Genomic DNA, 21,640 nt, shown 5'->3' with positions numbered 1-21,640 from the left:
TACGAGACCTGCCATCAAGCCGCCTTCAGGCCGACATCGGGCAGCTGCGGCCGGTTCTTCAACGCACGGGCCATCATGGCCTCGACCTCGGCCTTCTCGTGCGGCAGCAGTGCGAGGCGGGGCGGGCGGGTCAGGGCGGTGCCGCGGCCCATGATGTGCTCGCACAGCTTGATGCACTGGACGAGGTCCGGGCGGGCATCGAGATGCAATAGCGGCATGAACCATTCGTAGAGCGGCATCGCTTCGGCCAAGCGTCCGGCCTTGGCCAGGCGGAACAGCGTTTCGCCTTCACGCGGGAAGGCGTTGGACATGCCGGAGACCCAGCCGACGGCACCCATGGCGACGCTCTCGACGATGACGTCGTCGAGACCTGCGAACAGCACGAAGCGGTCACCGACCATGTTCCTGGTGTCGATGAATCGTCGCGTGTCGCCGGAGGAATCCTTGAAGCAGACCACGGTCTCGACGTCGGCGAGCGAGGCCAGGATGTCGGGTGTGACGTCGTTCTTGTAGATCGGCGGATTGTTGTAGAGCATCACCGGCAGGTCGGTCGCAGAGGCGACGGCGCGGAAATGCGCAGCGGTCTCGTGCGGCTTGGAGGAATAGACCAGCGCCGGCATCACCATGACGCCGTCGATGCCGATGCGTGCGGCTTCCTTCGCGGTCTCCACCGCAAAGGCGGTGGTGAACTCGGCGATGCCGCACAGCACGGGCACGCGGCCCTTCGCGACCGCCTTCGCGGTCTCCATGATCGCGACCTTCTCCTTGCGCTCCAGCGAGGTGTTCTCGCCGACCGAGCCGCAGACGATCAGGCCGGAGACGCCGTCGCGGATCAATCCGTCCATCACCTTGGCGGTCGCGTCGATGTCGAGCGAGAGATCGTCGTGGAATTGAGTGGTGACGGCCGGGAAGACGCCTTCCCAGGCAACGCGGCGGCTCATTGTTTTGACTCCAGGTAAATATGCCGGCGGGGGGTTGGAGCCGCCGGCTTTTGTGAAAGGGATGGGGAACCGGATCAGAGCGTCGCGCCGACCTTGCGCAGCTCGGCGAGGACGGGGGCCTTGGGCAGCCAGATCTTGTCGAACTCGGCGATCACGGCCTCGGTGTCCTTGGCATCGACCTGGCGGATCGGGATCGGCGCTTTCTTGAAGTTCTCGATCAGCGTGGGCTCGTTGCCGGCAAGCTCGTCGATCTGCGCGTCCAGCGTCGACTTGATCGTCTTGGTGATCAGCTCGCGGTCGGCGGCGGGCAGCGACTGCCAGACCCGGCCGGAGACCACCGCTGCCATCGGCATGAAGACGGCGTTCATTTGCAGGATCACCTTCGACACCTTGTCGAAGCGCTGGTTCCAGGAGAATTCGAGATCGGCTTCGAGACCGTCGACCTGGCCGTTGGCCATGGCGTCGAACACCTGCGGCGTCGGGATCGGCGTCGGCGCCGCCCCCAGCGAGGAATAGAAATCGCGATAGACCGGCGTCGGGTTGATGCGCAGCTTCATGCCCTTGATGTCGGCGAGGGAGTTCAAGTCCTTGGAGGAGAAAACCGCGCGCATGCCGGTGATGCCCCAGCCGAGCCCGATCGTGCCGGTCTCCTGCGGCAGCACCTCGAACAGCTTCACCGCCGCCGGATGGCGCACGAACTTCGCCACCGCCGGCGTCGAGCGGACGATATAGGGTGCGTTGATCGCGGCGATGTGCGGCACGCGCGAGCCGAGCTCGGCGGCCTGGATGAAGCCCATGTCGAGCGCGCCGGACTGCAATTGCTGCATCATCGCGGTCTCGTTGCCGAGCTGGCCGGAGTGAAACACGGTCAAGGTCAGGCGGCCGTTGGTGGCGGCCTTGAGCTCGTCGCCGAATTTGAGCGCGGCCTTGTTCCAGGAATGGCCGTTCGGCGTGATCAGGCCGAGACGGAATTCCTTGGCCTGGGCGAGCGCCAGCGACGGGGCGAACACCGAGGCGGCGGCACTGGCGGCGAGAAAGTGGCGGCGTGAAAGCGGCATGGTCGGGCTCCTTTCGGATAGGCCTATTTGACGAGGATCAGCGAGAGCGAGGGATAGAGCGAGAGCAGCACCAGGAGGACGCAGGAGATGACGAAGAAGGGCAGCGTCACCATGAACATCCTGCCGGGCTTGGCGCCGGTGACGGCGGCCGCGACGAAGAAGCAGAGCCCGACCGGCGGCGACAAAAGGCCGAGCACGAGGTTGATCACCACGACGACGCCGAACTGCCGGGGGTCGATGTGATAGATCTCGGTTGCGACCGGCAGCAGGATCGGCACCGTCATGATCAGGCCGGGAATGCCGTCGATTACAGTGCCGATCACCAGCAGGATGGCGTTGCAGATCAGCATGAAGCTGACGGGATCCTTGGCGGCGGTCTGGATCCAGGCCGCGGTCTCCTGCGGCACCTTGCCGAAGATCAGGACCCAGGAGAACACGGCGGCGGCCGCGACCAGAAACAGCACGATCGCCGAATAGATGGCGCTGCGCAGCATCATCTGCGGCAGCTGCGAGAACTCGAACTCCCTGGTCCAGAACTTTCCGACCAGCGCGGCGGCCACGGCGCCGACGGCGGCGGATTCCGTGGCGTTGGCGAGGCCGCCGAGAATGGTGCCGACGATGACGATCGGGATCAGCAGCGTCGGCGAGGTCCGCAGGATCGTCATGACGCGCTGGCGCGGCGTCTGATAGTCGGCGCGGGGATAGTTGTAGATGTAGCCCATCAGCGCGATGACGAGGCAGAACATCACGGTGAGGATGACGCCGGGCACGATGCCGGCGATCAGCATGTCGCTGACCGAGACCTGCGCCAGCACGCTGTAGACCACGAACATCACCGAGGGCGGGATGATCGGGCCGAGCATGCCGCCATAGGCGGTGAGACCCGCCGCAAACGTCTTGTCGTAGCCCTTCTTCTCCATCTCCGGCACCATGATCTGGGCCATGATCGCGACCTGCGCGGTTGCCGATCCCAGGATGGAGGAGATGAACATGTTGGCGAGGATGTTGACGTAGGCGAGCCCGCCCTTGAGCGAGCCGACGAAGGCCATCGCCATGTCGACGATGCGCCGCGTGATGCCGCCGCCGTTCATGATCTCGCCGATCAGGATGAACAGCGGGATCGCGATCAGGCCGTAGCTGTCGACGCCGCCGAACAGCTGAAGCGGATAGGACTGGAACAGCACCGGGTTGCCAGACGCCGCGATATAGACGAGCCCGGCGAGGCAGAGGCAGAGGCCGATCGGCACGCCGACCAGCATGAACGCGACGAAGGCGGCGGACGTGATCATCAATTGACCCCGTCGAGCTCGGAGAGCTGGAAGCCTGTCAGCGGCGTGCGCGGGACCAGCCCGAGATCTTCCAGCAGATTGGCGAGGCCGTGGATGGTCATCGACACCGCGAAGATCGGCAACGTGAGATAGAGCACCCAGGTCGGCCAGTTCAGCGTCTGGGTGCGCTCGGTATAGAGGAAGTTGAAGGTCTCGGCCGCGAGCTTGCGCCCGTCGAAGCCGACGATCGCCAATCCGATCGGGTCCATCCAGAGCACGCAGGTGACGGTCAGGGCAACGCCGAACACGACGACCATGCCCGTCGAGATCACTTTTGCGATCTTCTGGCGCCGCGGCGACAGCCGCTCCGTCAGCATGGACACCGCAAAATCGAGCCGCAGCCGCGTCATCGCGGACGCCCCGATGAAGGTCAGCCAGACCACGCAATAAACGGCGGATTCGTCGATCCAGTAGATCGGGAAGTGCGAGTAGCGGGTGACGACGTTCACCAGGATCAGGCCGGTGAGCAGATACATCAGGCCCATCAACGCCAGCCGCTCAAACGCGAGCAGGGCGCTCGACATCCGGACGATCGTACGTCGGAGGCTGAGCGCGCGCGTGGCCGGCATCGTCTGCTCGATCATGAAAGAGGCCCCAACCCCCGAAGATTTGTCGTGCGATTGCCAAATGTATAATTTATACATTTTGGGAGTCAAACGGAGATTGCGGTCAATTCGGCGGCAGGACGCGCTTTTGCTGGGCACCGGCTTTTGCGGGACACGTCAACATGCAAGAGAGGGACCGCTTCGGCCGGACGAGTCGGAAAGCAGGACGGAAAGTCAGATGAAACAGCCTCTGAAGCATCGCACCCTGTCGGCTGCGATCGTCGACCAGCTCCGCCAGGCAATCCTCGACGGCACCTATCCGGCCGGATCGCAACTGCGCCAGGACGCGCTCGGCGAGGCCTATGGCGTCAGCCGCATTCCCGTGCGCGAGGCGTTATTCCAGCTCGAGGCGGAAGGCCTGGTGCGGATCGTTCCGCAGAAGGGCGCCATCGTATCCGAGCTGTCGCTGGACGAGATCAACGACGTTTTCGACCTGCGCCGCATCCTGGAGCCGCGATTGCTGGCGCAGTCGGCGCCGCGTTTCACGACTGAGGATTTCGACGGGCTCGATAACATCCACAGGAGTTTCGAGAAGGCGATCAAGGCGCGCAACGTCAGTGAGTGGGGCCAGCTCAACGCCGACTTCCACATGGCGCTCTACGTTCACGCGCCGCAGCCGCGCACCCGCGCGATCGTACTGTCGCTGCTGCAGACCAGCGATCGCTACACGCGCCTACAGCTCTCCAACACCAAGGCGATGGGCATTGCCGAGAAGGAGCACGCCCAGCTGATCGCGCTCTGCCGTGCGGAGAAAGTGGACGAGGCCTGCCGGTTTCTGGAGCTGCACATCGAAGCCGTGCGCAAGGACCTGCTGCAGGTGGTGGCGAATGCGCCGAAGTCGCGGCGGAAAGAGAATTCGTAGGGTGGGCAAAGGCGCGCAGCGCCGTGCCCACCATCTCTTCGTGATCGCCGACAGGTGGTGGGCACGCTTCGCTTTGCCCACCCTACGATAGCGACCGCAGCGTCACCTGCTGCCGTCCGGCCCCATCACGAGGTCCGGGAGCCAGGTCGAAATCCCCGGCACGAAGCAGAGCAGCAGCACCGCGAGCATCATCAAGAGCACGAAGGGCAGCGTGCCCCAGATCACCTCGCGCAGGGGAATATCAGGCGCGACGTTGCGGATGACGAAGATGTTGAGGCCGACGGGTGGATGGATCAACCCCATCTCCATCACGATGGTCATGACCACGCCGAACCAGATGATGTCGAAGTTGGCGGCGCGGAGCGGCGGCAGGATGATCGGCGCCGTCATCAGGATGATCGAGACCGGCGGCAGGAAGAAGCCGAGCACGACGACCATGACGAGGATCGCGAACAGCAGCTCCCAGCGCGGCAAATGCATCGCGACGATGGCTTCGGCCACCGATTGCGAGATGTGCAGATAGCTCATCACGTAGGAATAGAGCAGCGACATGCCGATGATCATCATCAGCATGGTCGATTCCCGGATCGTCGACTTCATGATCGGGGCGAGGTCGCTCGGCCGCCACACGCTGTAGATTGCCGCGATCAGCGCCAGCGCCAGGAGGCCGCCGAGGCCCGCGGTTTCCGACGGCGTGGCGTAGCCGCCATAGAGCGCGACCATGACACCGGTGAGCAGCAGCACGAAGGGGATCACGCGCGGCAGCACGCTGAAGCGCTCGGCGAGCGTATATTCGTCGCGGGTGAGGATCGCAGCCTCCGGCCCGCCGTTCTTGTAGACCGCTTCGGCCGCCCTGTATTCCTGGCGGAAGCGGATCACGGCATAGGCGCCGAACAGCGTGACCAGCAGCAGGCCCGGTCCGATGCCGGCGAGGAACAACCGCCCGAGCGACTTTTCGGCGGCGACCGCGAACAGGATCATGGTGATCGAGGGCGGAAGCAGGATGCCGAGCGTGCCGCCGGCGGCGATGATCCCAGCTGCAAAGCCGCCGGAATAGCCGCGCTTGCGCATCTCGGGGATGCCGGCCGAGCCGATCGCCGAGCAGGTCGCGGGCGAGGAGCCGGCCATCGCCGCGAACAATGCGCAGGCGAACACGTTGGCGACGCCGAGGCCGCCGGGCACGCGATGCAGCCAGGCGTGCAACGCCGAATAGAGATCCTGGCCCGCGCGCGACTTGCCGATCGCCGCGCCCTTCAGGATGAAGAGCGGGATCGACAGCAGCGTGATCGAGGCCATCTCCTCGTAGACGTTCTGCGTCACCGTATCGAGCGAGGCCGAGGGCATGTAGATGCCCATGAACACGACCGCGACCGCGCCGAGCGCGAACGCAATCGGCATGCCCGAGAACATCACCAGCAGCGTCGCAATGCCGTAGGCAAGGCCAATGCCGAAAACGCTCATGGCCGCTTGGCTCCGGTGAAGGGCAGCGCAAGCTGCACGAGGATCTGGAGGCAGAGCAGGCTCATCCCGAGTGCCATCAGCGAGTAGGGGATCGCGAGCGGCGGCGACCACATCGAGTTGGAGACCTGGCCGTCGACATAGGCCTCATGGGCCAGTGTCCAGGACTTCCAGGTGAAGAAGGCGCAGAACAGGAATGTGGCGGCATCGACCAGCCAGAGGCGAACCTGGTTCGCGAATGGCGACAGCAGGCCGACGAAGGCCTCGATGCCGATATGACCGCGATTCTGCTGCACATAGGCCGCCGTCATGAAGGTGGCGCCGACCAGGAGGAACACGGCGGCCTCGTCCTGCCAGTAATTGGCGGCCTTGAACAGCGCGCGGCTGAGCACGCTGTAGCTCAGGATGGTGCAGGCGGCGACCAGCGCAATCGCGGCGAACACGACGATGATGCTGTTGAGGACGGCGAGACCGCGATCGATCGCCGCCGCAGGGCCGGTCCCTGCGGCAACGCTCGCCTGGTCGTCACGATCCGGAAGCGGACCGTGGCTCATGCCGCGACGTCGATGGCGAGCTTGAGCAGGTTTGCGGCGGTCGCGGTCTTGGCGCTGTAATCCTTCCACGCGGTGTCGCGCGCGATGTCGCGCCATTTGCCGACGGTCGCGGCATCCAGAACCGAGACCTTGGCGCCGGCCTTCTCATAGACCTTGGCGACCTCGACGTCGTCGTCCTGCGCGCCCTTGCGGCCGAAGGCTTCGAGCTCGGTGCCGACCGCGAGCAGGATGTCCTGATGGTTCTTCGGCAGCTTGTCGAAGATCGCTTTCGACATCATCAGCGGCTCGAGCATGAACCAGTAGGAGGCGCCTGCCCCTGATGTCAGCGACTTCGCGACCTCTTCCAGGCGGAACGAGATCAGGCTGGTCGAGGAGGTGATGCCGGCATCGCAGGCGCCGGTCTGCATCGCCGCGTAGATTTCGTTGGAAGGCACCGACAGCACCGAGGCGCCGGCGGTCTGCAGCACCATGTCCATCTCGCGCGAGCCGCCGCGCACCTTCAGGCCCTTGGCGTCTTCCGGCGCGACGATCGGCTTGGAGCGGCTGGCGACGCCGCCGGCCTGCCAGACCCAGGTGAGCAGGATGATGCCCTTGTCGGCGAGGAAGTCGGTCAGCGCCTTGCCGACGGGCTCCTTCTTCCAGCGCAGGCCCTGGTCGTAGGTGGTCACCAGGCCCGGCATCAGGCCGATATTGGTTTCCGGCACCTCGCCGCCGGCATAGGGCATCGGATAGAGGCTGATATCGAGCGCGCCCTTGCGCATGGCGGAGAACTGCGCGTTGGTCTTGATCAGCGAGGAGTTCGGATAGATCTCGGCGGCAATGTCGCCGTTGCTGCGCTTGGCAACTTCAGCGGCGAACATGCGGCAGAGCCGGTCGCGGAAATCGCCCTTGTCGATGGTGCCGCCCGGAAATTGATGTGAGATCTTCAGCGTGGTCGCGGCCTGCGCGGTGCCAGTGCCGAAGCGCAGAATGGCGGGTGCCGCGACGGCGGTCGCGATCAGATGTCGGCGCGTAATCATGGTGTGATCCCTTTGATCGTTTCTTTGGACTGTTCTTGTTGGTGTGATTTGGGTCGGGTCTTGTCAGACCGGCGTTCGGGCCCATCCTAGCCGGTCTTCCACCCGATATTCTCTCATCTGATAGTTCGAGACCGAATGCCCCGGCAAGTGCCGGCCGTGCTGCGCTGCACACTTGCGATCCCGGTTGTGAGCGCGAAGCACGTCGTACAGCGGCCAGCGGATGGCTCGCCAAAATTTATAGGCAGCGGCGTAACAACGCCGACTGGCGATCCGTCGATATTGAATAGCGGCGTCCGTCGCTGACAAACACCATCTCGAAGGAAAGATGAACCATGACCATTCGCACCCGCATCGTGCTCGGCGTCTCGGCTGCCGCTCTCTCGCTAGGCCTCGCGTTTGCGCCGGCCGCTTTTGCTCAGGACAAAATGGGCAAGGACGACGGCATGATGAAAAAGGACACGATGTCCAAGGACGGCATGATGAAGAAGGATACCATGTCCAAGGACGACGGCATGAAGAAGGACCACATGTCGAAGGACGGCATGAAGAAAGACGACGGGATGATGAAGAAGAACTGATCCAGGGCCGTCATCGCGCAACGCCCTTTGGCGGGTCGCGCCCTCTCGAATTCCGGCGGCGGCCTTTGAGGCCGCCTCCGGAATGATTGTTCAGTTCAAGTTCAATTGAACGTGACCGGCGAGTCTTACTTGCGCTTCGCTTTGCGGGCGGCGTAGCGCGCATCGCGCTTGGCCTTCTGCTCGGCCTCGAGCGCAGCCAGCCTCTCGGCGGCTTCCTCGGCCTCCCGCGCGATCCGCGCAGCTTCCGCCGCCTTGGCCTCTTCCTCGAGGCGCTTCTGTTCGGCCTTTTCGGCCTCGCGCGCGGCCTTTGCCTCGGCGCGCTTGGCCGCGAGGGCCTCGCGTTCAGCGCGGCGCGCAATCACCGCCGGATCATCGGGGCCCGGCTGCGACTTGAACTTGTTCAAAAGATTTTTGCGAGCGTCCTGCGCCGCCTTTTGCCGGTCTGCAAAGCCGGGTTCCCTGAATCCACTCATCGACGAGCCTTGTCTTCCTCGCTTTCGATCCTACATCGGTGCCTGTTGGTACGTCGGCTGGGCATAGCAGGCGCCACGCGACGCAGAAGCGTGTACATCGGCGCGCGTCGCGAAGCCACCCATAATCGCAGCCGATCAGGTCAACGAAAAATCGCCCCCCCGACGATCTCTCGTAGCCCGGAAAAACTGCTGAATTGTGATGTCCCTCATAAACGGGGCACACGGGCGACGCCTAGCGTCCGCCCCGTACGAGACGGAGCACGGGCATGACGATCTCAAGACCAAGCCTGAAAGCGCTGGCGATTGCCTTCGCCGTGGCCGGCGCCGCGCTGCTGCTCGCACGTCCGCAGCCCATCGAAAGTGCGGTGCTGGGAGCGGATTGGGAATGCACCCGGACTGCATTCGTGCTCACGAGCTGCGCACCGCGCGTTCAGGAGGCAATTCCGGCGGTCGAAACCTTGCGCAAGGATGCGATCCGGCAGACCCGGGGCTGAATTGGGCCGGGTGATCGGGATGTGACGCGACGCCGCAGAGGTGGTAAAGCCAGCGCGCCAGCGTGACCAGGCGGCCATGTCGAAACCAGAGTCCAGATCCGAACGGGGCGAGGAGCCCAATCTTCGACCGAAACGTCAGCCCAAGCGTCCGTCCGGCGGCGACCGCCGCGGCGCGCTCGCAGGATTGATCATCGCGGTCGTGATCCTCGGCGTCGGCTGGTGGCTGGCCCGGGATCTGACGGCAGCCAGCAAGATGCAGGATTGCCTGATGTCCGGGCGAAGCAATTGCAACGTGATCGAGCCGGCGCGGTAGGCGCGATCCCGCACGACCCGCAGGGCTGAAAAAAGGCCCTGATCTTAATCATTTGTAACGGGACTTAGCCGATCAAGCAGGGCAGTGATTTCGGCCGGCATCAGCCCGGCGCGTGGCGATTCGTCGATCGCGCCCGGAAATCATGGCCATGGAAAGAGCAGGGGGCTAGCACGCATGAGTGCGTCCAAACGCATCAAGATCATCCTTCCCGTGGTCTCCGCCATTTCGTTGCTCGCGCTGTCGGCGCAGGCCCAGGAGGCCAGGCCACCGAAAGACGCCAGCCCACCGCCGGCCGGGCCGGCCGCAGGCGCGCCGCCACAGGCCAATCCGACCATGCGCAAGGGCCCTCCACCCCAGCAGGCGACCCGCCCTGCGCAGCCCGGCGGTCAGCCCCATGCAGGTCACAATGCCGGCGGCCCGCCGCCCGGACGTCATGTTGCGCGCGGTCCTGCTCCGGCACGGGACTGGGGCGGACACAGCTATCGCGGCAATCTCGCCTGGGAGGGCGGACGCTGGCGCCACGAAGTCCGCCATGGCCGGTCCGGCTGGTGGTGGGACGTTGGCGGCGTCTGGTACTATTATCCGCAGCGCATGGCTGGCCCGCCGGCCTACATCTCAGAGGACTATATCGACGACGTGCCGGTAGCCTACGCCCCGCCTCCGGTGGCCTATGCGCCGCCACCTCCGCCGCCGCCACCGGCTGATCCCGGCGCAAGCGCGCTTGGCGGCGCGATCGTCGGCGGCCTGCTGGGCGGGCTGATCTCAGGCAATGCAACAGGGGCTGCCGCTGGCGCGGTCCTCGGCGGTGCAACGGGCGCAATCGCCGGTGCGACCGCTGCAGCCCAGCCCGGCTATTACTGGGCGCAGGGTGCCTGCTACTACCGTTATCCGAACGGCCAATATGTGCAGGCCGACCCCCGCGCCTGCTATTGAGTTTTCTATTGAGTTTTCCTGGCCGGATCGGACCATTGAGGCGGGCTCGGGCCCGCCTCATCTTCTTGCACACCGGCGGTTGCTTCGAATTGGCTCTGGCGCTCGCCGCCGCTCCACGCAAATCTCAAAGAAAAATGACGGGATGATTCGCGGGGATGTGGGACATGCTGGATGCCATCCAGATCAGCCTGGCGCTCTGGGCCATGATCGTTTGCGGCGGAATTAAACTCGCGCAGGTGCTGCCCAGCCTAATCTAAGGCAGGATCAGCGGGTAGACCGACCACGTCGCGCGTCAGGACACGAGCCAGTTGAAGAACGCGATCGAGGCCCAGACCAGGCCGGCGATCCAGGCCACCATGACGACGCCGATGGTACCGAGATAGGCGATGCCGAGCAGGTCCGCGCGATGTCGCTGCGTCGGCACGATGACTTCGGTTGCTGCTTTGCGTGTCATGATCGGACATCACCCATGAAGCCTTGGCAGCTTGTTTAGCGGAGATGTCGCGGACAGGCTGTGACGTGGTTCACAGATCGGTCCACGCGGCTGGCGGGGGACCCCGCAATCATACGGAACGAAATTGCCACGCGCTTGTCCAGATGGCCGGCTAGAGTCTGTCTCATGTACACCGAGTACGATCCGCAACATGAGGCCGAGGCCGCAATGAAGCGCGCCGCGGAGGCCGAGGGTGTCGACCGGCAACGGCTGATCCAACTGGCCCTGGCATGGCACGAACTCGCCCGCGATCTGCGCGATGAGCAAGCCGGCGCCTCGCATGCGGCCGGACACAGACCGCCGGCCCGATAGCACTGACATGAGAAAAACCCCGTGCTCGGGGGACAAGCACGGGGTCCTTCAAAGCCGACCGGGGCTGGCGGGTCGGCACCACTCTGTTCGGTTGTCAAACGCGCTGATCGCGCATTCGTTCCCGATCGATCCGCAGTGATAAAGGCCATCGAATTGCAGCGATCTTCCACCGCAGCAAGCTATCGTTAACGAATGCGCCGCGCCATCGAATTGCGGTTGCGATTCGTGCTTGCGAACGAAGCGGAGTCGGACCGTGAACAAACAAAAGCCCCGCGGGGGCTCAGTGTTTTACGCCGCTTCCGTCTTCGGAACGTCATCGGCATTCACCGACAGCTTGACGACGTCGCCTTCGACGGCACCGACATATTTCGTGTCGATATAGTGGTGATGGTCCTTGTGACCTTCCGGGCTGTCCTTGCGCGTCAGCTTGATGCGGTTGCCCTCGAGCCGATCGACGGTGCCGACATGTGCGCCGTCCTTGCCGATGATTTTCATGTGCTCTCTGATGTCAGCCATGCTGTCCTCCTTGCATGGATTCAACTGCGAAGGTGCCTGTTCGTTGCAGCGGGCGCGTTGGACCCGCTGGGTTTTCCAGACGTTGACGCCTGACTGGATCTGTCAAGAAGCGCAATGGAGACCATTCGAGCCTATCTGGAGCGCAAGCACGCGGAACTCAGGCTGTTGAACGGCAGCCTGAGAAACCCGCTCGACTTGGCGCCGCCGTGTTCCGTCGACGACGTCGTCCGATCCAAATTCCAGATCACTGCGGCGCTCAGGGCGGAGCACGAATTGCACGAGTGGAAGGCGACCGAGACAGCCTGGTCGCACACGGCCGATCCCGCCAGCGGGCCGTTCGAGTTCAGTTACGATTACCAGCGGGCCGATCTCACGGTACGCGGGCCGTCGTTCTACGCGCTCGACGGCGGCTGCACGAGCACGGCGATCTACACCGCCTCGGGAATGGCGGCGATCTCCGCGGTGCTGCTTGCCTCCGCGCGGATCGTTGCGAAGGCCGACATCCTGGTGCTGCCAGGCTCCTACGGCGAGTCGCTGGAGCTGATCCGAAGCTTCATCCCGCATTTGCGGATCGAGGCCTTGACGCTGCCGCTCGGCGATGCGTTGGCACGGGTGGGCTCGCCGCGGATCCTCCTGCTGGATTCCTGCTCCGTCGCCGGCGCCATCGAAGCGGTGCTGCGCCGTGACGGCTCGGGACTCGATCTCCTGATTTTCGATACGACGTGCTTCGCCGGCAGGTCCGGTCGCATCAGGCGGGTCTCGAGGTGGGCCAGGTGGCACGGAATTCCGCTGGTGCTGGTGCGAAGCCACAACAAGCTCGACTCGCTCGGAGCGGAATATGGCAGGCTCGGCTCAGCCGTCTTCGTGCACGGGCATGAGCGTTCGCCGCGGGCAGGGGACATTGAATGGACACGTCTCGCGTCCGAAACGCGCAATGCGGTGCGGCTGCTCGGCGGTGCGGCATTGCCGGCCCACTTCCCGCCCTTCGCAGGCAGCGCGGCGTACTGGGCGCTGACGAAGCGGCGCGTGGCGGCGATCTTGCGTAACGGCCGAAGCTCGGCGCGATACTTTGCCGCCGAGATCCCGGCGCTCTCGGCTCAGCTTCGCTTCACCCACGGTCTCTACGTGACCCTTCGCGGACAGCGCGCGCTCGACGAGGCGGCAGCGCGGCAGGCTGCCGAGGACATGAGCTGCGAATTGCGCCGCGAGGGCTTTCCCATCCGCCACGCCGGCAGCTTCGGGTTCGACTTCGCCGCGACCGAATGGTTTCACGATGCGACGACGGATCAGTACAGTGTCCGGGTGGCGGTTCCGGATCTGCCGACCGAGGTGTGGGGCGATCTCACCGCTGCCATTGCGCGGTGGTGGCGCGGTCATCAGCCGGCAGGCGGTGACGTGTCTGTCGACGGCCCGGCGGAGGGCGCGTCGATCAGTCGACCGCCAGGCAATATTCCAGTTGCGGCTTCTCGCGGTCGCGGCGCGCCCATTCCTGAAGGGTAAATGCAGGCTGACGTTGTCCCGTTGCGGCGCCAAGGATCGAGGCCTGCGCCAGCTTGATGGGCCGCGTGACCACATTGGTGTTCACCACGCCTGCGTCGACTGCCAGATACGATATCGCAACGACCGCGACCGCAGATGCGATCGCCATTCTCGTCAGCTCGGATTGCTGCATTCAAAACCTATCGGACGCATCTCGTCCGGCGGTTACATAGGGCTGATCTGCGCAGTTCAAAGGCCGGCATATGGTTACCCACGCCTTCGTGATGGGCGCCGGCTTTGCAAATGGTGAATGGCGATCCCGGCAGGACTCGAACCTGCAACCCGCGGAGTAGAAATCCGCTACTCTATCCAGTTGAGCTACGGGACCGTCTTGAGCCGGCCGGTTGGGGCCGCCCGGATTGGGCGGCTGGCCGTTCATGTAGCATGCCAATATGAAAAATTGGGTGTTTCGCCAAGCCTGAACCGAACCGTTTTCCTCCGTGCTGCGACAAAGCGGAACGGTGGGGTGTCAGGGTGCCGGGTTGAGCGGCAGCGGATTGGACGATGGATCACATCGCCGGGAACGCTGAACAGCTTCCGGGACACGGCCGCCGGTCGACTGGCTAGGTGTTGCTGCGCCATCAGGACGGCGTGCGCGGCGGTATCTCGGCTGGTCTCCCTGGGCTTGCCTTGTCATGGCGAATGCGACGATTTGCACCTTACGGTTCCATCGCCTTGAGTCGGTCACCTTTCCGCGCATTTCATTTGCCGCCGCGGCGTTCGTCCGCGCTTTCCGGGAGTCCTCCATGATCGGTCTTGTTCGCGCCGTCACAATCTGCGCCGCGCTGGCGCTCGGCCTTGTCGCTGCACAGGCCGCCGACAAGGCGTTCAAGCGCGACGACCTCGCCGATTCCGCAATCAAGCTCGAGGCCCAGATCAAGAGCGAGGCGGGGCCGGTCGCCAAGACCAACGCGACGCTGAAGACGGACGCCGACGCCGCCTTCCGGCGCAATGATAATCGCACCGGACTTTCGGTGCTCGGCCAGATCGCCGCAACCACGCCCGAGGATGCCGGCAACTGGCTGCGGCTCGCCAAGGTCATCTTCCAGATCTCGCCGAAGAGCTCGAGCGAGCAGACCTTCCTGCTGGAGCGCGCCTCGACCGCGGCCTATATCGCCTATCAGCGCGCCGGCAATCCGGGCGAGGAGGCCGACGCGCTCGCCGTGCTCGGCAAGGCGCTGGCTGAACGCAAGCTGTGGCGGCCGGCGCTGGATGCGCTGCGGCTGTCGCTCGACATGCGCGAGGTCGCCGACGTTCGCGGCCAATATGAGAGGATGCGCGACGAGCACGGCTTCCGCCTGCTCGACTACACCGTCGACTCGGATTCGGCGAGCCCGCGCGCCTGCTTCCAATTCTCCGAGGAATTGGCCAAGCGCACCGATTTCGCGCCCTTCCTTGCGCTGGCGGGCCAGGACAAGCCAGCGCTGTCGGCCGAAGCCAAGCAGCTCTGCGTCGACGGGCTCAAGCACGGCGAGCGCTACAACATCAATCTACGCGCCGGCCTGCCGTCCACGGTGAAGGAGGGGCTGCCGAAATCGGCCGAGTTCAACATCTATGTGCGCGACCGCAAGCCCTTCGTGCGCTTCACCAGCCGGGCCTATGTGCTGCCGCGGACCGGCCAGCGCGGCATTCCCGTCGTCAGCGTCAACACGCCCGCGGTCAACATCAACGTTTACAGGATCGGCGACCGCAACCTGATCAACACGGTGGTCGACAGCGATTTCCAGAAGACGCTGTCCAAGTATCAGCTCTCAGATCTCGGCGACGAGCGCGGCGTCAAGGTCTGGTCGGGTGAGCTTGCGACCGCGATGACGCTAAATCAGGACGTCACCACGGCATTCCCGGTCGATCAGGCGCTCGGCGAACTGCAGCCCGGTGTCTACGTCATGACGGCAGCGGCCAAGGGCCCAGGCTCGGACGACGACTACCAACTCGCCACGCAATGGTTCATCGTCTCCGACCTCGGCATCTCCGCTTACTCCGGCAATGACGGCATCCATGTCTTCGTCAATTCGCTGGCGTCGACCGATCCGGTCGGCAAGGCCGAGGTGCGCCTGGTCGCCCGCAACAACGAGATCCTGGCGACGCGCAAGACCGACGAGACCGGTCACGTGCTGTTCGAGGCGGGCCTTGCGCGCGGCGAGGGCGGATTGTCGCCGGCGATGCTCACGGTCACCGGCGAGAAGGCCGACTATGCCTTCCTGAGCCTGAAGACGTCGGCCTTCGACCTGTCCGACCGCGGCGTCTCGGGCCGCGCGGCGCCCGCCGGCGCCGATGCCTTCGTCTATGCCGAGCGTGGCGTGTACCGCTCCAGCGAGACCGTCTTCCTCACCGCGCTGCTCCGCGACGGGCAGGGCAATGCTGTGACCGGCGGTCCGATGATGCTGGTGGTCGAGCGCCCCGACGGCGTCGAATATCGTCGCGCCGTGCTGGCGGATCAGGGCGCCGGCGGCCGCACGCTGTCCGTGCCGCTCAACTCGGCTGTTCCCACCGGAACGTGGCGGGTGCGCGCCTTCACCGATCCGAAGGGGGCTTCGGTCGGCGAAACCACCTTCATGGTCGAGGATTACGTGCCCGATCGGATCGAATTCGACTTGTCCGCCAAGGACAAGCTGATCAAAGCCAACGCTCCAGTGGAGCTTAAGGCCGATGGTCATTTCCTCTATGGCGCACCGGCCTCAGGCCTTCAGCTCGAAGGCGACATGCTGATCGCGCCTGCGGCCGAGCGGCCCGGCTTTGCCGGCTACAAGTTCGGCGTCGACGACGAGGAAACCACCTCGAACGAGCGCACGCCGCTGGAGAGCCTGCCCGAGGCCGACGCCAATGGTGTTGCCACCTTCCCGGTGACGCTGGACAAGCAGCCGGCCTCGACGCGTCCGCAGGAGGCGCAGATATTCGTCCGCATGGTCGAGACCGGCGGCCGCGCCGTCGAGCGCAAGATCGTGCTGCCCGTCGCGCCCGCGACGGCGCAGATCGGCATCAAGCCGCTGTTCGGCGACAAGAACGTCGCCGAGGGCGACAAGGCCGAGTTCGACGTCGTGTTCGTCTCGCCGGAAGGCGAGAAGCTGCGCCGCGACGGCCTGCGCTACGAGCTCCTGAAGATGGAATCGCGCTACCAGTGGTACCGCCAGAACAACTATTGGGAGTACGAGCCGGTCAAGTCGACCTCGCGCGTCGCCGACGGCGACGTCACCATCGCGGCCGACAAGCCGGCGCGGATCTCGCTCACGCCGCAGCCCGGCCGCTACCGGCTCGACGTCAAGTCGAACGACGCTGACGGCCCGGTGACGTCGGTGCAGTTCGACGTCGGCTGGTACTCCGACGGCAGCGCCGACACGCCGGACCTGCTGGAGACCTCGGTCGACAAGCCGCAATATGCCTCCGGCGACACCATGACGGTCTCGGTCAACGTCCGCAGCGCCGGCAAGCTCACCGTCAACGTGCTCGGCGACCGCCTGCTGACGACGCAGACCATCGACGTCAAGGAAGGCACCGCGCAGGTGAAGCTCCCGATCGGCAAGGACTGGGGCACCGGTGCTTATGTGGTGGCGACGCTGCGCCGTCCGCTCGATGCGGCTGCCCAGCGCATGCCGGGCCGGGCGATCGGGCTGAAATGGTTCGGCATCGACAAGCAGACCCGCACCTTGCAGGTGAAGCTGTCGCCGCCCTCGCTGATCCGGCCGAACTCCACGCTGAAGATCCCGGTCAAGCTCGACGGCCTCAATCCGGGCGAGGACGCCAAGGTCGTCATCGCCGCCGTCGATGTCGGCATCCTCAACCTCACCAATTACAAGCCGCCGGCGCCGGACGATTACTATCTCGGCCAGCGCCGCCTCAGCGCCGAGATCCGCGATCTCTACGGGCAGCTGATCGATGGGATGTCCGGCACGCGCGGCCAGATCAAGTCCGGCGGCGATGCCGGTGCGGGTGAGCTCCAGGGCTCGCCGCCCACGCAGAAGCCGCTCGCGCTCTATTCCGGCATCGTCACGGTCGCTGCCGACGGCACCGCGGACGTGAGCTTCGACATTCCGGAGTTCGCCGGCACCGCGCGCGTGATGGCGGTGGCGTGGACCGCGACCAAGCTCGGCCGCGCCAACACCGACGTCGTGATCCGCGATCCCGTCGTGCTGACCACGACGCTGCCGCGCTTCCTGCTCAACGGCGACCACGGCACGGTCAACCTGGAGATCGACAATGTCGAGGGCCAGGCCGGCGACTACGTCATCAATGTGAAGGCGGGCGGTCCGGTGAAGATATCAGGCAATCCCGCAACCACGGTGAAGCTCGCCGCCAAGCAGCGCAATTCGTTCTCGCTCGCGCTCGATGCGACCGCGGCGGGGCAGGCGACGCTCGATGTCGACATCAAGGGGCCGAGCGGCCTTTCGCTCGCGCGGCACTATGCGTTCGACGTCAAGGCGGCGACGCAGGTGCTGGCGCGGCGCTCGATCCGGACGCTGGCGAAGGGCGAAAGCCTGACGCTGACCTCGGACATGTTCTCCGACCTCGTGCCGGGCACCGGCAGTGTCTCGGTCTCGGCCAGCCTGTCGACCGCGCTCGATGCGGCAACGATCCTGAAAGCGCTCGACCGCTATCCCTATGGTTGCTCGGAGCAGATCACGAGCCGGGCCATGCCGCTGCTCTATGTCAACGAGCTCGCGGCGGGTGCGCACCTCGCCATGGATACCGAGGTCGACCAGCGCATCCGCGACGCCATCGAGCGGCTGTTGGCCCGCCAGGGCTCGAACGGCTCGTTCGGCCTGTGGTCGGCGGGCGGCGACGATGCCTGGCTCGATGCCTATGTGACGGACTTCCTTACCCGCGCCCGCGAGAAGGGCTTTGCGGTGCCTGATGTCCTGTTCAAGAACGCGCTCGACCGCATCCGCAACTCCGTCGTCAATGGCAACGAGCCGGAGAAGGACGGTGGGCGCGATCTCGCCTACGGCCTCTACGTGCTCGCCCGTAACGGCGCAGCTCCGATCGGCGATCTCCGCTATCTCGCCGACACCAAGCTGAACAACCTCGCGACCCCGATCGCGAAGTCGCAGCTCGCGGCGGCGCTCGCTCTCGTCGGCGACCGCAACCGTGCCGAGCGGGTCTATGGCGCGGCGCTGGACAGCCTCGCGCCCAAACCCGCGCTGGAATTCGGCCGCACCGATTATGGCTCGCAGCTTCGCGATGCCGCAGCATTGGTGTCGCTCGCCAGCGAAGGCAACGCGCCGAGGGCGACGCTGACGCAGGCCGTGTCCCGGGTCGAGACTGCCCGCGGTCTGACGCCCTACACCTCGACGCAGGAGAATGCGTGGCTGGTGCTGGCGGCGCGAGCGCTCGCCAAGGAGAACCTCTCGATCGAGGTCGACGGCCAACCGGTCAAGACCGCCCTGTATCGCAGCTACAAGGCCGACACGCTGGGCGGCAAGCCGCTGAAGATCACCAACACCGGCGATGCGCCGGTGCAGGCGGTCGTCTCGGTATCGGGCTCGCCGGTGACACCGGAGCCGGCGGCGTCCAACGGCTTCAAGATCGAGCGCAGCTACCACACGCTCGACGGCAAGCCCGCGGACATCAGCAAGGTCAAGCAGAACCAGCGCTTTGCGGTGGTGCTGAAGATCACCGAGGCCAAACCCGAGTACGGCCACATCATGGTGTCCGACTATCTGCCGGCGGGCCTGGAGATCGACAATCCGAAGCTGGTCTCGTCGGGCGACAGCGGGACGCTGGACTGGATCGAGGACGGCGAGGAGCCTGAAGACACCGAGTTCCGCGACGACCGCTTCACCGCGGCCGTCGACCGGGTCTCGGACTCCAAGTCGGTCTTCACCGTCGCCTATGTGGTCCGCGCGGTCTCGCCCGGCAAATACGTATTGCCGCAGGCCTATGTCGAGGACATGTACAATCCCTCGCGCTATGGCCGGACCAGCACGGGGACCGTCGAGGTGCGGGCGGCGAAGTGAGTGCTTGGAATGACTGACGCTCCGAAGGGGCCACAAACACCGTCGTCATGCCCGGGCTTGGCCCGGGCATCCACGGACTTTGGCGCCGCGGCTCAGAACGTGGATGGCCGGGACAAGCCCGGCCATGACGGGTGGAGAGGGCGGTTTGCCTTCCGCTTTCTCTCGACAGCCGCGCTCTCCTTCATCCTCACCATCATCGGCTTCGTCGCCTGGGTCTACTCCCTCGGCCCGCTCCCGCTCGACGAAGCCCGCCAGGTCTCCACCACCATCGTCGATCGCAACGGCAAGCTGCTGCGCGCCTATGCCATGGCGGATGGGCGCTGGCGGTTGCCGGTCGATGCCAGGACCAACGTCGATCCGACTTACCTGAAACTGCTGTTCGCCTATGAGGACCAGCGCTTCTACGCCCATGACGGCATCGATCCGCTGGCGCTGGGGCGCGCCGCCTTGCAGCTGGGAACGCGCGGCCACATCGTTTCGGGCGGCTCGACCATCACGATGCAGCTCGCTCGCCTGATCGAGCCGCGGCGGCAGCGTTCGCTCTATGCAAAGCTGCGGCAGATCGTGCGTGCGATCGAGATCGAGCGCAGCATGAGCAAGGAAGAGATCCTCGATCTCTATCTGGCGCTCGCGCCTTACGGCGGCAACCTCGAAGGCATCCGCGCGGCGTCGATCGCCTATCTCGGCAAGGAGCCGAAGCGGCTGTCGCTGGCGGAGGCCGCGCTGCTGGTCGCGCTGCCGCAGTCGCCGGAGACGCGCCGGCTGGACCGCTATCCGGAGGCGGCGCGCAAGGCGCGCGACCGCGTGCTCGACCGCATGGTCGAGGAGCACGTGGTTAGTGCCGACGACGCGGCGCAGGCCAAGGCTGTGGCGGTGCCGAACCTGCGCAAGCCGATGCCGATCCTGGCGCCGCATGCCTCCGACTCTGCGATGTCGACGGTCAAGGACACGCCGATCATCAAGCTGACGCTCGATGCGAACCTGCAGAAGATGCTGGAGCCGCTGGCGCGCGACCGCGCCATCGCGCTGGGTCCGAACATCTCGGTTGGCATCATCGTGATCGACAATGAGAGCGGCGACGTGCTCGCGCGCGTCGGCTCGGCCGATTATTTCGACGAGAGCCGGGCAGGGCAGGTCGACATGACCCGCGCAGTCCGCTCGCCCGGCTCGACACTGAAGCCTTTCATCTACGGACTCGCCTTCGAGGACGGCTTCGTCCATCCCGACAGCCTGATCGACGACCGGCCGGTCCGCTTCGGCTCCTATGCGCCGGAAAATTTCGACATGACCTTCCAGGGCACGGTGCCGGTGAGGAAGGCGCTGCAATTGTCGTTGAACGTGCCGGCCATCGTGCTGCTCGACCGCGTCGGCTCGAGCCGGCTCGCCTCGCGGCTGCGGCAGGCCGGCGGCAACCTCATCCTGCCCAAGGACGAAGCGCCCGGCCTTGCCATGGGCCTCGGCGGCGTCGGCGTGACGCTCCAGGACCTCGCCCAGCTCTATGCCGGCTTCGCCCGGCTCGGAACCACCAAGCCGCTCCGCGAGATCGTGACGGCCAAGGACGATCGCGAGCCGCTCCGGCTGCTGGATCAGGTCGCAGCCTGGCAGGTCGGCAACGTCCTGCTCGGCACGCCCCCGCCGGAGAACGCCGCCCACAACCGCATCGCCTTCAAGACCGGCACCTCCTATGGCTATCGCGATGCCTGGTCGGTCGGCTTCGACGGCCGCATGACCATCGGCGTCTGGGTCGGCCGTCCGGATGGGGCGCCGGTTCCCGGCCTGATCGGACGCGTCGCGGCTGCGCCCATCCTGTTCGACGCCTTCGCTCGCAGCGGCAAGACGCTGACCCCCTTGCCGAAGCCCCCCAAGGGAACCCTGGTCGCAAGCAACGCGAAGCTGCCGCTGCCCTTGAAGCGGTTCCGGCCGGTCGGGGAACTGGTGCGAAGCGGGGGCGAGCAGGCGCTGCACATCCAGTTTCCCCTGAACGGCTCGCGGATCGACGTCGATCGATCAGGTGGCCGGGAGAGCGCAGCCATGCCGGTCAAGGTCGCCGGCGGCGTGCTGCCCATGACGGTCATGGTTAACGGCACCGCGCTCGGCGAGATCGACGGCCGCCGGCAACGGCTGATCGATCCGCCCGGCCCGGGCTTTGCACGGCTCACCGTGATCGACGCCACGGGCGCCGCGGACACAGTCGTCATTCGAATTCAATGACC

Annotated in this window: 19 protein-coding genes and 1 tRNA gene; 9 read left to right on the top strand and 11 right to left on the bottom strand. The window is 65.4% G+C overall.

The window, feature by feature from the left end; all coding sequences use genetic code 11:
• Positions 1 to 14: 14 nt before the first annotated feature.
• The 4 genes from ACNJYA_RS20025 to ACNJYA_RS20010 all read right to left on the bottom strand — a co-directional run bounded on the left by ACNJYA_RS20025 (position 15) and on the right by ACNJYA_RS20010 (position 3,911).
• Positions 15 to 941: a dihydrodipicolinate synthase family protein gene (locus ACNJYA_RS20025; RefSeq protein WP_439400598.1), complete on the bottom strand. Its 927-nt coding sequence runs from the start codon at positions 939 to 941 to the stop codon at positions 15 to 17.
• Between the two features lie 74 nt (positions 942 to 1,015).
• Positions 1,016 to 1,999 (bottom strand): TRAP transporter substrate-binding protein, encoded by a 984-nt coding sequence (locus ACNJYA_RS20020; RefSeq protein WP_172789732.1) that lies wholly within the window; start codon positions 1,997 to 1,999, stop codon positions 1,016 to 1,018.
• Positions 2,000 to 2,022: 23 nt separating this feature from the next.
• Positions 2,023 to 3,288: a TRAP transporter large permease gene (locus ACNJYA_RS20015; RefSeq protein ID WP_439400597.1), complete on the bottom strand. Its 1,266-nt coding sequence runs from the start codon at positions 3,286 to 3,288 to the stop codon at positions 2,023 to 2,025.
• Entirely contained in the window at positions 3,288 to 3,911 is a 624-nt protein-coding gene (locus tag ACNJYA_RS20010; protein ID WP_439363118.1) for a TRAP transporter small permease, read from the bottom strand. The genes ACNJYA_RS20015 and ACNJYA_RS20010 overlap by 1 nt, the downstream gene beginning before the upstream one ends.
• Before the next feature lie 199 nt (positions 3,912 to 4,110).
• On the opposite strand from ACNJYA_RS20010, the gene ACNJYA_RS20005 reads away from it, so the two are divergent.
• Positions 4,111 to 4,794, top strand: coding sequence for a GntR family transcriptional regulator (locus ACNJYA_RS20005; protein ID WP_439363117.1), 684 nt, complete (start codon positions 4,111 to 4,113; stop codon positions 4,792 to 4,794).
• A gap of 102 nt (positions 4,795 to 4,896) precedes the next feature.
• Here ACNJYA_RS20005 and ACNJYA_RS20000 read toward each other — a convergent pair whose 3' ends face one another.
• Genes ACNJYA_RS20000 through ACNJYA_RS19990 form a run of 3 tightly spaced genes read right to left on the bottom strand, consistent with a single transcriptional unit; the run spans position 4,897 to position 7,825 of the window.
• Positions 4,897 to 6,255: a TRAP transporter large permease gene (locus ACNJYA_RS20000; protein WP_172789122.1), complete on the bottom strand. Its 1,359-nt coding sequence runs from the start codon at positions 6,253 to 6,255 to the stop codon at positions 4,897 to 4,899.
• Positions 6,252 to 6,806 (bottom strand): TRAP transporter small permease, encoded by a 555-nt coding sequence (locus ACNJYA_RS19995; RefSeq protein WP_172789121.1) that lies wholly within the window; start codon positions 6,804 to 6,806, stop codon positions 6,252 to 6,254. The genes ACNJYA_RS20000 and ACNJYA_RS19995 overlap by 4 nt, the downstream gene beginning before the upstream one ends.
• The gene (locus tag ACNJYA_RS19990) at positions 6,803 to 7,825 is read right to left on the bottom strand and encodes a TRAP transporter substrate-binding protein (RefSeq protein ID WP_172789120.1); all 1,023 of its coding nucleotides are present in this window, start codon (positions 7,823 to 7,825) and stop codon (positions 6,803 to 6,805) included. The genes ACNJYA_RS19995 and ACNJYA_RS19990 overlap by 4 nt, the downstream gene beginning before the upstream one ends.
• A gap of 332 nt (positions 7,826 to 8,157) precedes the next feature.
• Between ACNJYA_RS19990 and ACNJYA_RS19985 the strand changes: the two genes are divergently transcribed.
• The gene (locus ACNJYA_RS19985; RefSeq protein ID WP_036027965.1) at positions 8,158 to 8,403 is read left to right on the top strand and encodes a pentapeptide MXKDX repeat protein; all 246 of its coding nucleotides are present in this window, start codon (positions 8,158 to 8,160) and stop codon (positions 8,401 to 8,403) included.
• A gap of 125 nt (positions 8,404 to 8,528) precedes the next feature.
• Here ACNJYA_RS19985 and ACNJYA_RS19980 read toward each other — a convergent pair whose 3' ends face one another.
• Positions 8,529 to 8,876, bottom strand: a complete 348-nt coding sequence (locus tag ACNJYA_RS19980) for a DUF6481 family protein (RefSeq protein WP_172789119.1) — start codon at positions 8,874 to 8,876, stop codon at positions 8,529 to 8,531.
• A 266-nt stretch (positions 8,877 to 9,142) separates the two neighbouring features.
• Between ACNJYA_RS19980 and ACNJYA_RS19975 the strand changes: the two genes are divergently transcribed.
• The 3 genes from ACNJYA_RS19975 to ACNJYA_RS19965 all read left to right on the top strand — a co-directional run bounded on the left by ACNJYA_RS19975 (position 9,143) and on the right by ACNJYA_RS19965 (position 10,616).
• On the top strand, positions 9,143 to 9,370 hold the full coding sequence (locus ACNJYA_RS19975) for a hypothetical protein (protein ID WP_212257024.1): 228 nt from the start codon (positions 9,143 to 9,145) through the stop codon (positions 9,368 to 9,370).
• A 76-nt stretch (positions 9,371 to 9,446) separates the two neighbouring features.
• Positions 9,447 to 9,683 (top strand): hypothetical protein, encoded by a 237-nt coding sequence (locus tag ACNJYA_RS19970; RefSeq protein WP_212257025.1) that lies wholly within the window; start codon positions 9,447 to 9,449, stop codon positions 9,681 to 9,683.
• Positions 9,684 to 9,857: 174 nt separating this feature from the next.
• Positions 9,858 to 10,616 (top strand): hypothetical protein, encoded by a 759-nt coding sequence (locus ACNJYA_RS19965; RefSeq protein WP_172789116.1) that lies wholly within the window; start codon positions 9,858 to 9,860, stop codon positions 10,614 to 10,616.
• 292 nt (positions 10,617 to 10,908) lie between these two features.
• Here ACNJYA_RS19965 and ACNJYA_RS19960 read toward each other — a convergent pair whose 3' ends face one another.
• The gene (locus ACNJYA_RS19960) at positions 10,909 to 11,070 is read right to left on the bottom strand and encodes a hypothetical protein (RefSeq protein WP_172789115.1); all 162 of its coding nucleotides are present in this window, start codon (positions 11,068 to 11,070) and stop codon (positions 10,909 to 10,911) included.
• A 165-nt stretch (positions 11,071 to 11,235) separates the two neighbouring features.
• Between ACNJYA_RS19960 and ACNJYA_RS19955 the strand changes: the two genes are divergently transcribed.
• Positions 11,236 to 11,421, top strand: a complete 186-nt coding sequence (locus ACNJYA_RS19955; RefSeq protein ID WP_212257026.1) for a hypothetical protein — start codon at positions 11,236 to 11,238, stop codon at positions 11,419 to 11,421.
• A gap of 288 nt (positions 11,422 to 11,709) precedes the next feature.
• Here ACNJYA_RS19955 and ACNJYA_RS19950 read toward each other — a convergent pair whose 3' ends face one another.
• Positions 11,710 to 11,937, bottom strand: a complete 228-nt coding sequence (locus ACNJYA_RS19950) for a DUF2171 domain-containing protein (protein WP_439400596.1) — start codon at positions 11,935 to 11,937, stop codon at positions 11,710 to 11,712.
• Positions 11,938 to 12,051: 114 nt separating this feature from the next.
• On the opposite strand from ACNJYA_RS19950, the gene ACNJYA_RS19945 reads away from it, so the two are divergent.
• Positions 12,052 to 13,437: a hypothetical protein gene (locus ACNJYA_RS19945; protein ID WP_246571199.1), complete on the top strand. Its 1,386-nt coding sequence runs from the start codon at positions 12,052 to 12,054 to the stop codon at positions 13,435 to 13,437.
• 290 nt (positions 13,438 to 13,727) lie between these two features.
• Here the strand turns inward: ACNJYA_RS19945 and ACNJYA_RS19940 are convergent.
• Positions 13,728 to 13,804: transfer RNA gene (locus ACNJYA_RS19940), tRNA-Arg, on the bottom strand.
• A gap of 418 nt (positions 13,805 to 14,222) precedes the next feature.
• Here ACNJYA_RS19940 and ACNJYA_RS19935 point away from each other — a divergent pair.
• Complete coding sequence (locus ACNJYA_RS19935) at positions 14,223 to 19,427, top strand: alpha-2-macroglobulin family protein (protein ID WP_439363060.1); 5,205 nt, start codon at positions 14,223 to 14,225, stop codon at positions 19,425 to 19,427.
• A gap of 99 nt (positions 19,428 to 19,526) precedes the next feature.
• The gene (pbpC, locus tag ACNJYA_RS19930; RefSeq protein WP_439363059.1) at positions 19,527 to 21,638 is read left to right on the top strand and encodes a penicillin-binding protein 1C; all 2,112 of its coding nucleotides are present in this window, start codon (positions 19,527 to 19,529) and stop codon (positions 21,636 to 21,638) included.
• Positions 21,639 to 21,640: the final 2 nt, after the last annotated feature.

It is taken from the genome of Bradyrhizobium sp. BLXBL-01 (assembly GCF_051853025.1).
Lineage (GTDB): Bacteria > Pseudomonadota > Alphaproteobacteria > Rhizobiales > Xanthobacteraceae > Bradyrhizobium.
The sequence above is the reverse complement of the archived record's forward strand: the minus strand, read 5'-3'. Positions and strand labels throughout refer to the sequence as shown.

Coding starts and splice junctions, on each gene's coding strand:
- ACNJYA_RS20025 (WP_439400598.1), bottom strand. CDS start 941: ATGAGCCGCCGCGTTGCCTGGGAAGGCGTCTTCCCGGCCGTCACCACT.
- ACNJYA_RS20020 (WP_172789732.1), bottom strand. CDS start 1,999: ATGCCGCTTTCACGCCGCCACTTTCTCGCCGCCAGTGCCGCCGCCTCG.
- ACNJYA_RS20015 (WP_439400597.1), bottom strand. CDS start 3,288: ATGATCACGTCCGCCGCCTTCGTCGCGTTCATGCTGGTCGGCGTGCCG.
- ACNJYA_RS20010 (WP_439363118.1), bottom strand. CDS start 3,911: ATGATCGAGCAGACGATGCCGGCCACGCGCGCGCTCAGCCTCCGACGT.
- ACNJYA_RS20005 (WP_439363117.1), top strand. CDS start 4,111: ATGAAACAGCCTCTGAAGCATCGCACCCTGTCGGCTGCGATCGTCGAC.
- ACNJYA_RS20000 (WP_172789122.1), bottom strand. CDS start 6,255: ATGAGCGTTTTCGGCATTGGCCTTGCCTACGGCATTGCGACGCTGCTG.
- ACNJYA_RS19995 (WP_172789121.1), bottom strand. CDS start 6,806: ATGAGCCACGGTCCGCTTCCGGATCGTGACGACCAGGCGAGCGTTGCC.
- ACNJYA_RS19990 (WP_172789120.1), bottom strand. CDS start 7,825: ATGATTACGCGCCGACATCTGATCGCGACCGCCGTCGCGGCACCCGCC.
- ACNJYA_RS19985 (WP_036027965.1), top strand. CDS start 8,158: ATGACCATTCGCACCCGCATCGTGCTCGGCGTCTCGGCTGCCGCTCTC.
- ACNJYA_RS19980 (WP_172789119.1), bottom strand. CDS start 8,876: ATGAGTGGATTCAGGGAACCCGGCTTTGCAGACCGGCAAAAGGCGGCG.
- ACNJYA_RS19975 (WP_212257024.1), top strand. CDS start 9,143: ATGACGATCTCAAGACCAAGCCTGAAAGCGCTGGCGATTGCCTTCGCC.
- ACNJYA_RS19970 (WP_212257025.1), top strand. CDS start 9,447: ATGTCGAAACCAGAGTCCAGATCCGAACGGGGCGAGGAGCCCAATCTT.
- ACNJYA_RS19965 (WP_172789116.1), top strand. CDS start 9,858: ATGAGTGCGTCCAAACGCATCAAGATCATCCTTCCCGTGGTCTCCGCC.
- ACNJYA_RS19960 (WP_172789115.1), bottom strand. CDS start 11,070: ATGACACGCAAAGCAGCAACCGAAGTCATCGTGCCGACGCAGCGACAT.
- ACNJYA_RS19955 (WP_212257026.1), top strand. CDS start 11,236: ATGTACACCGAGTACGATCCGCAACATGAGGCCGAGGCCGCAATGAAG.
- ACNJYA_RS19950 (WP_439400596.1), bottom strand. CDS start 11,937: ATGGCTGACATCAGAGAGCACATGAAAATCATCGGCAAGGACGGCGCA.
- ACNJYA_RS19945 (WP_246571199.1), top strand. CDS start 12,052: ATGGAGACCATTCGAGCCTATCTGGAGCGCAAGCACGCGGAACTCAGG.
- ACNJYA_RS19935 (WP_439363060.1), top strand. CDS start 14,223: ATGATCGGTCTTGTTCGCGCCGTCACAATCTGCGCCGCGCTGGCGCTC.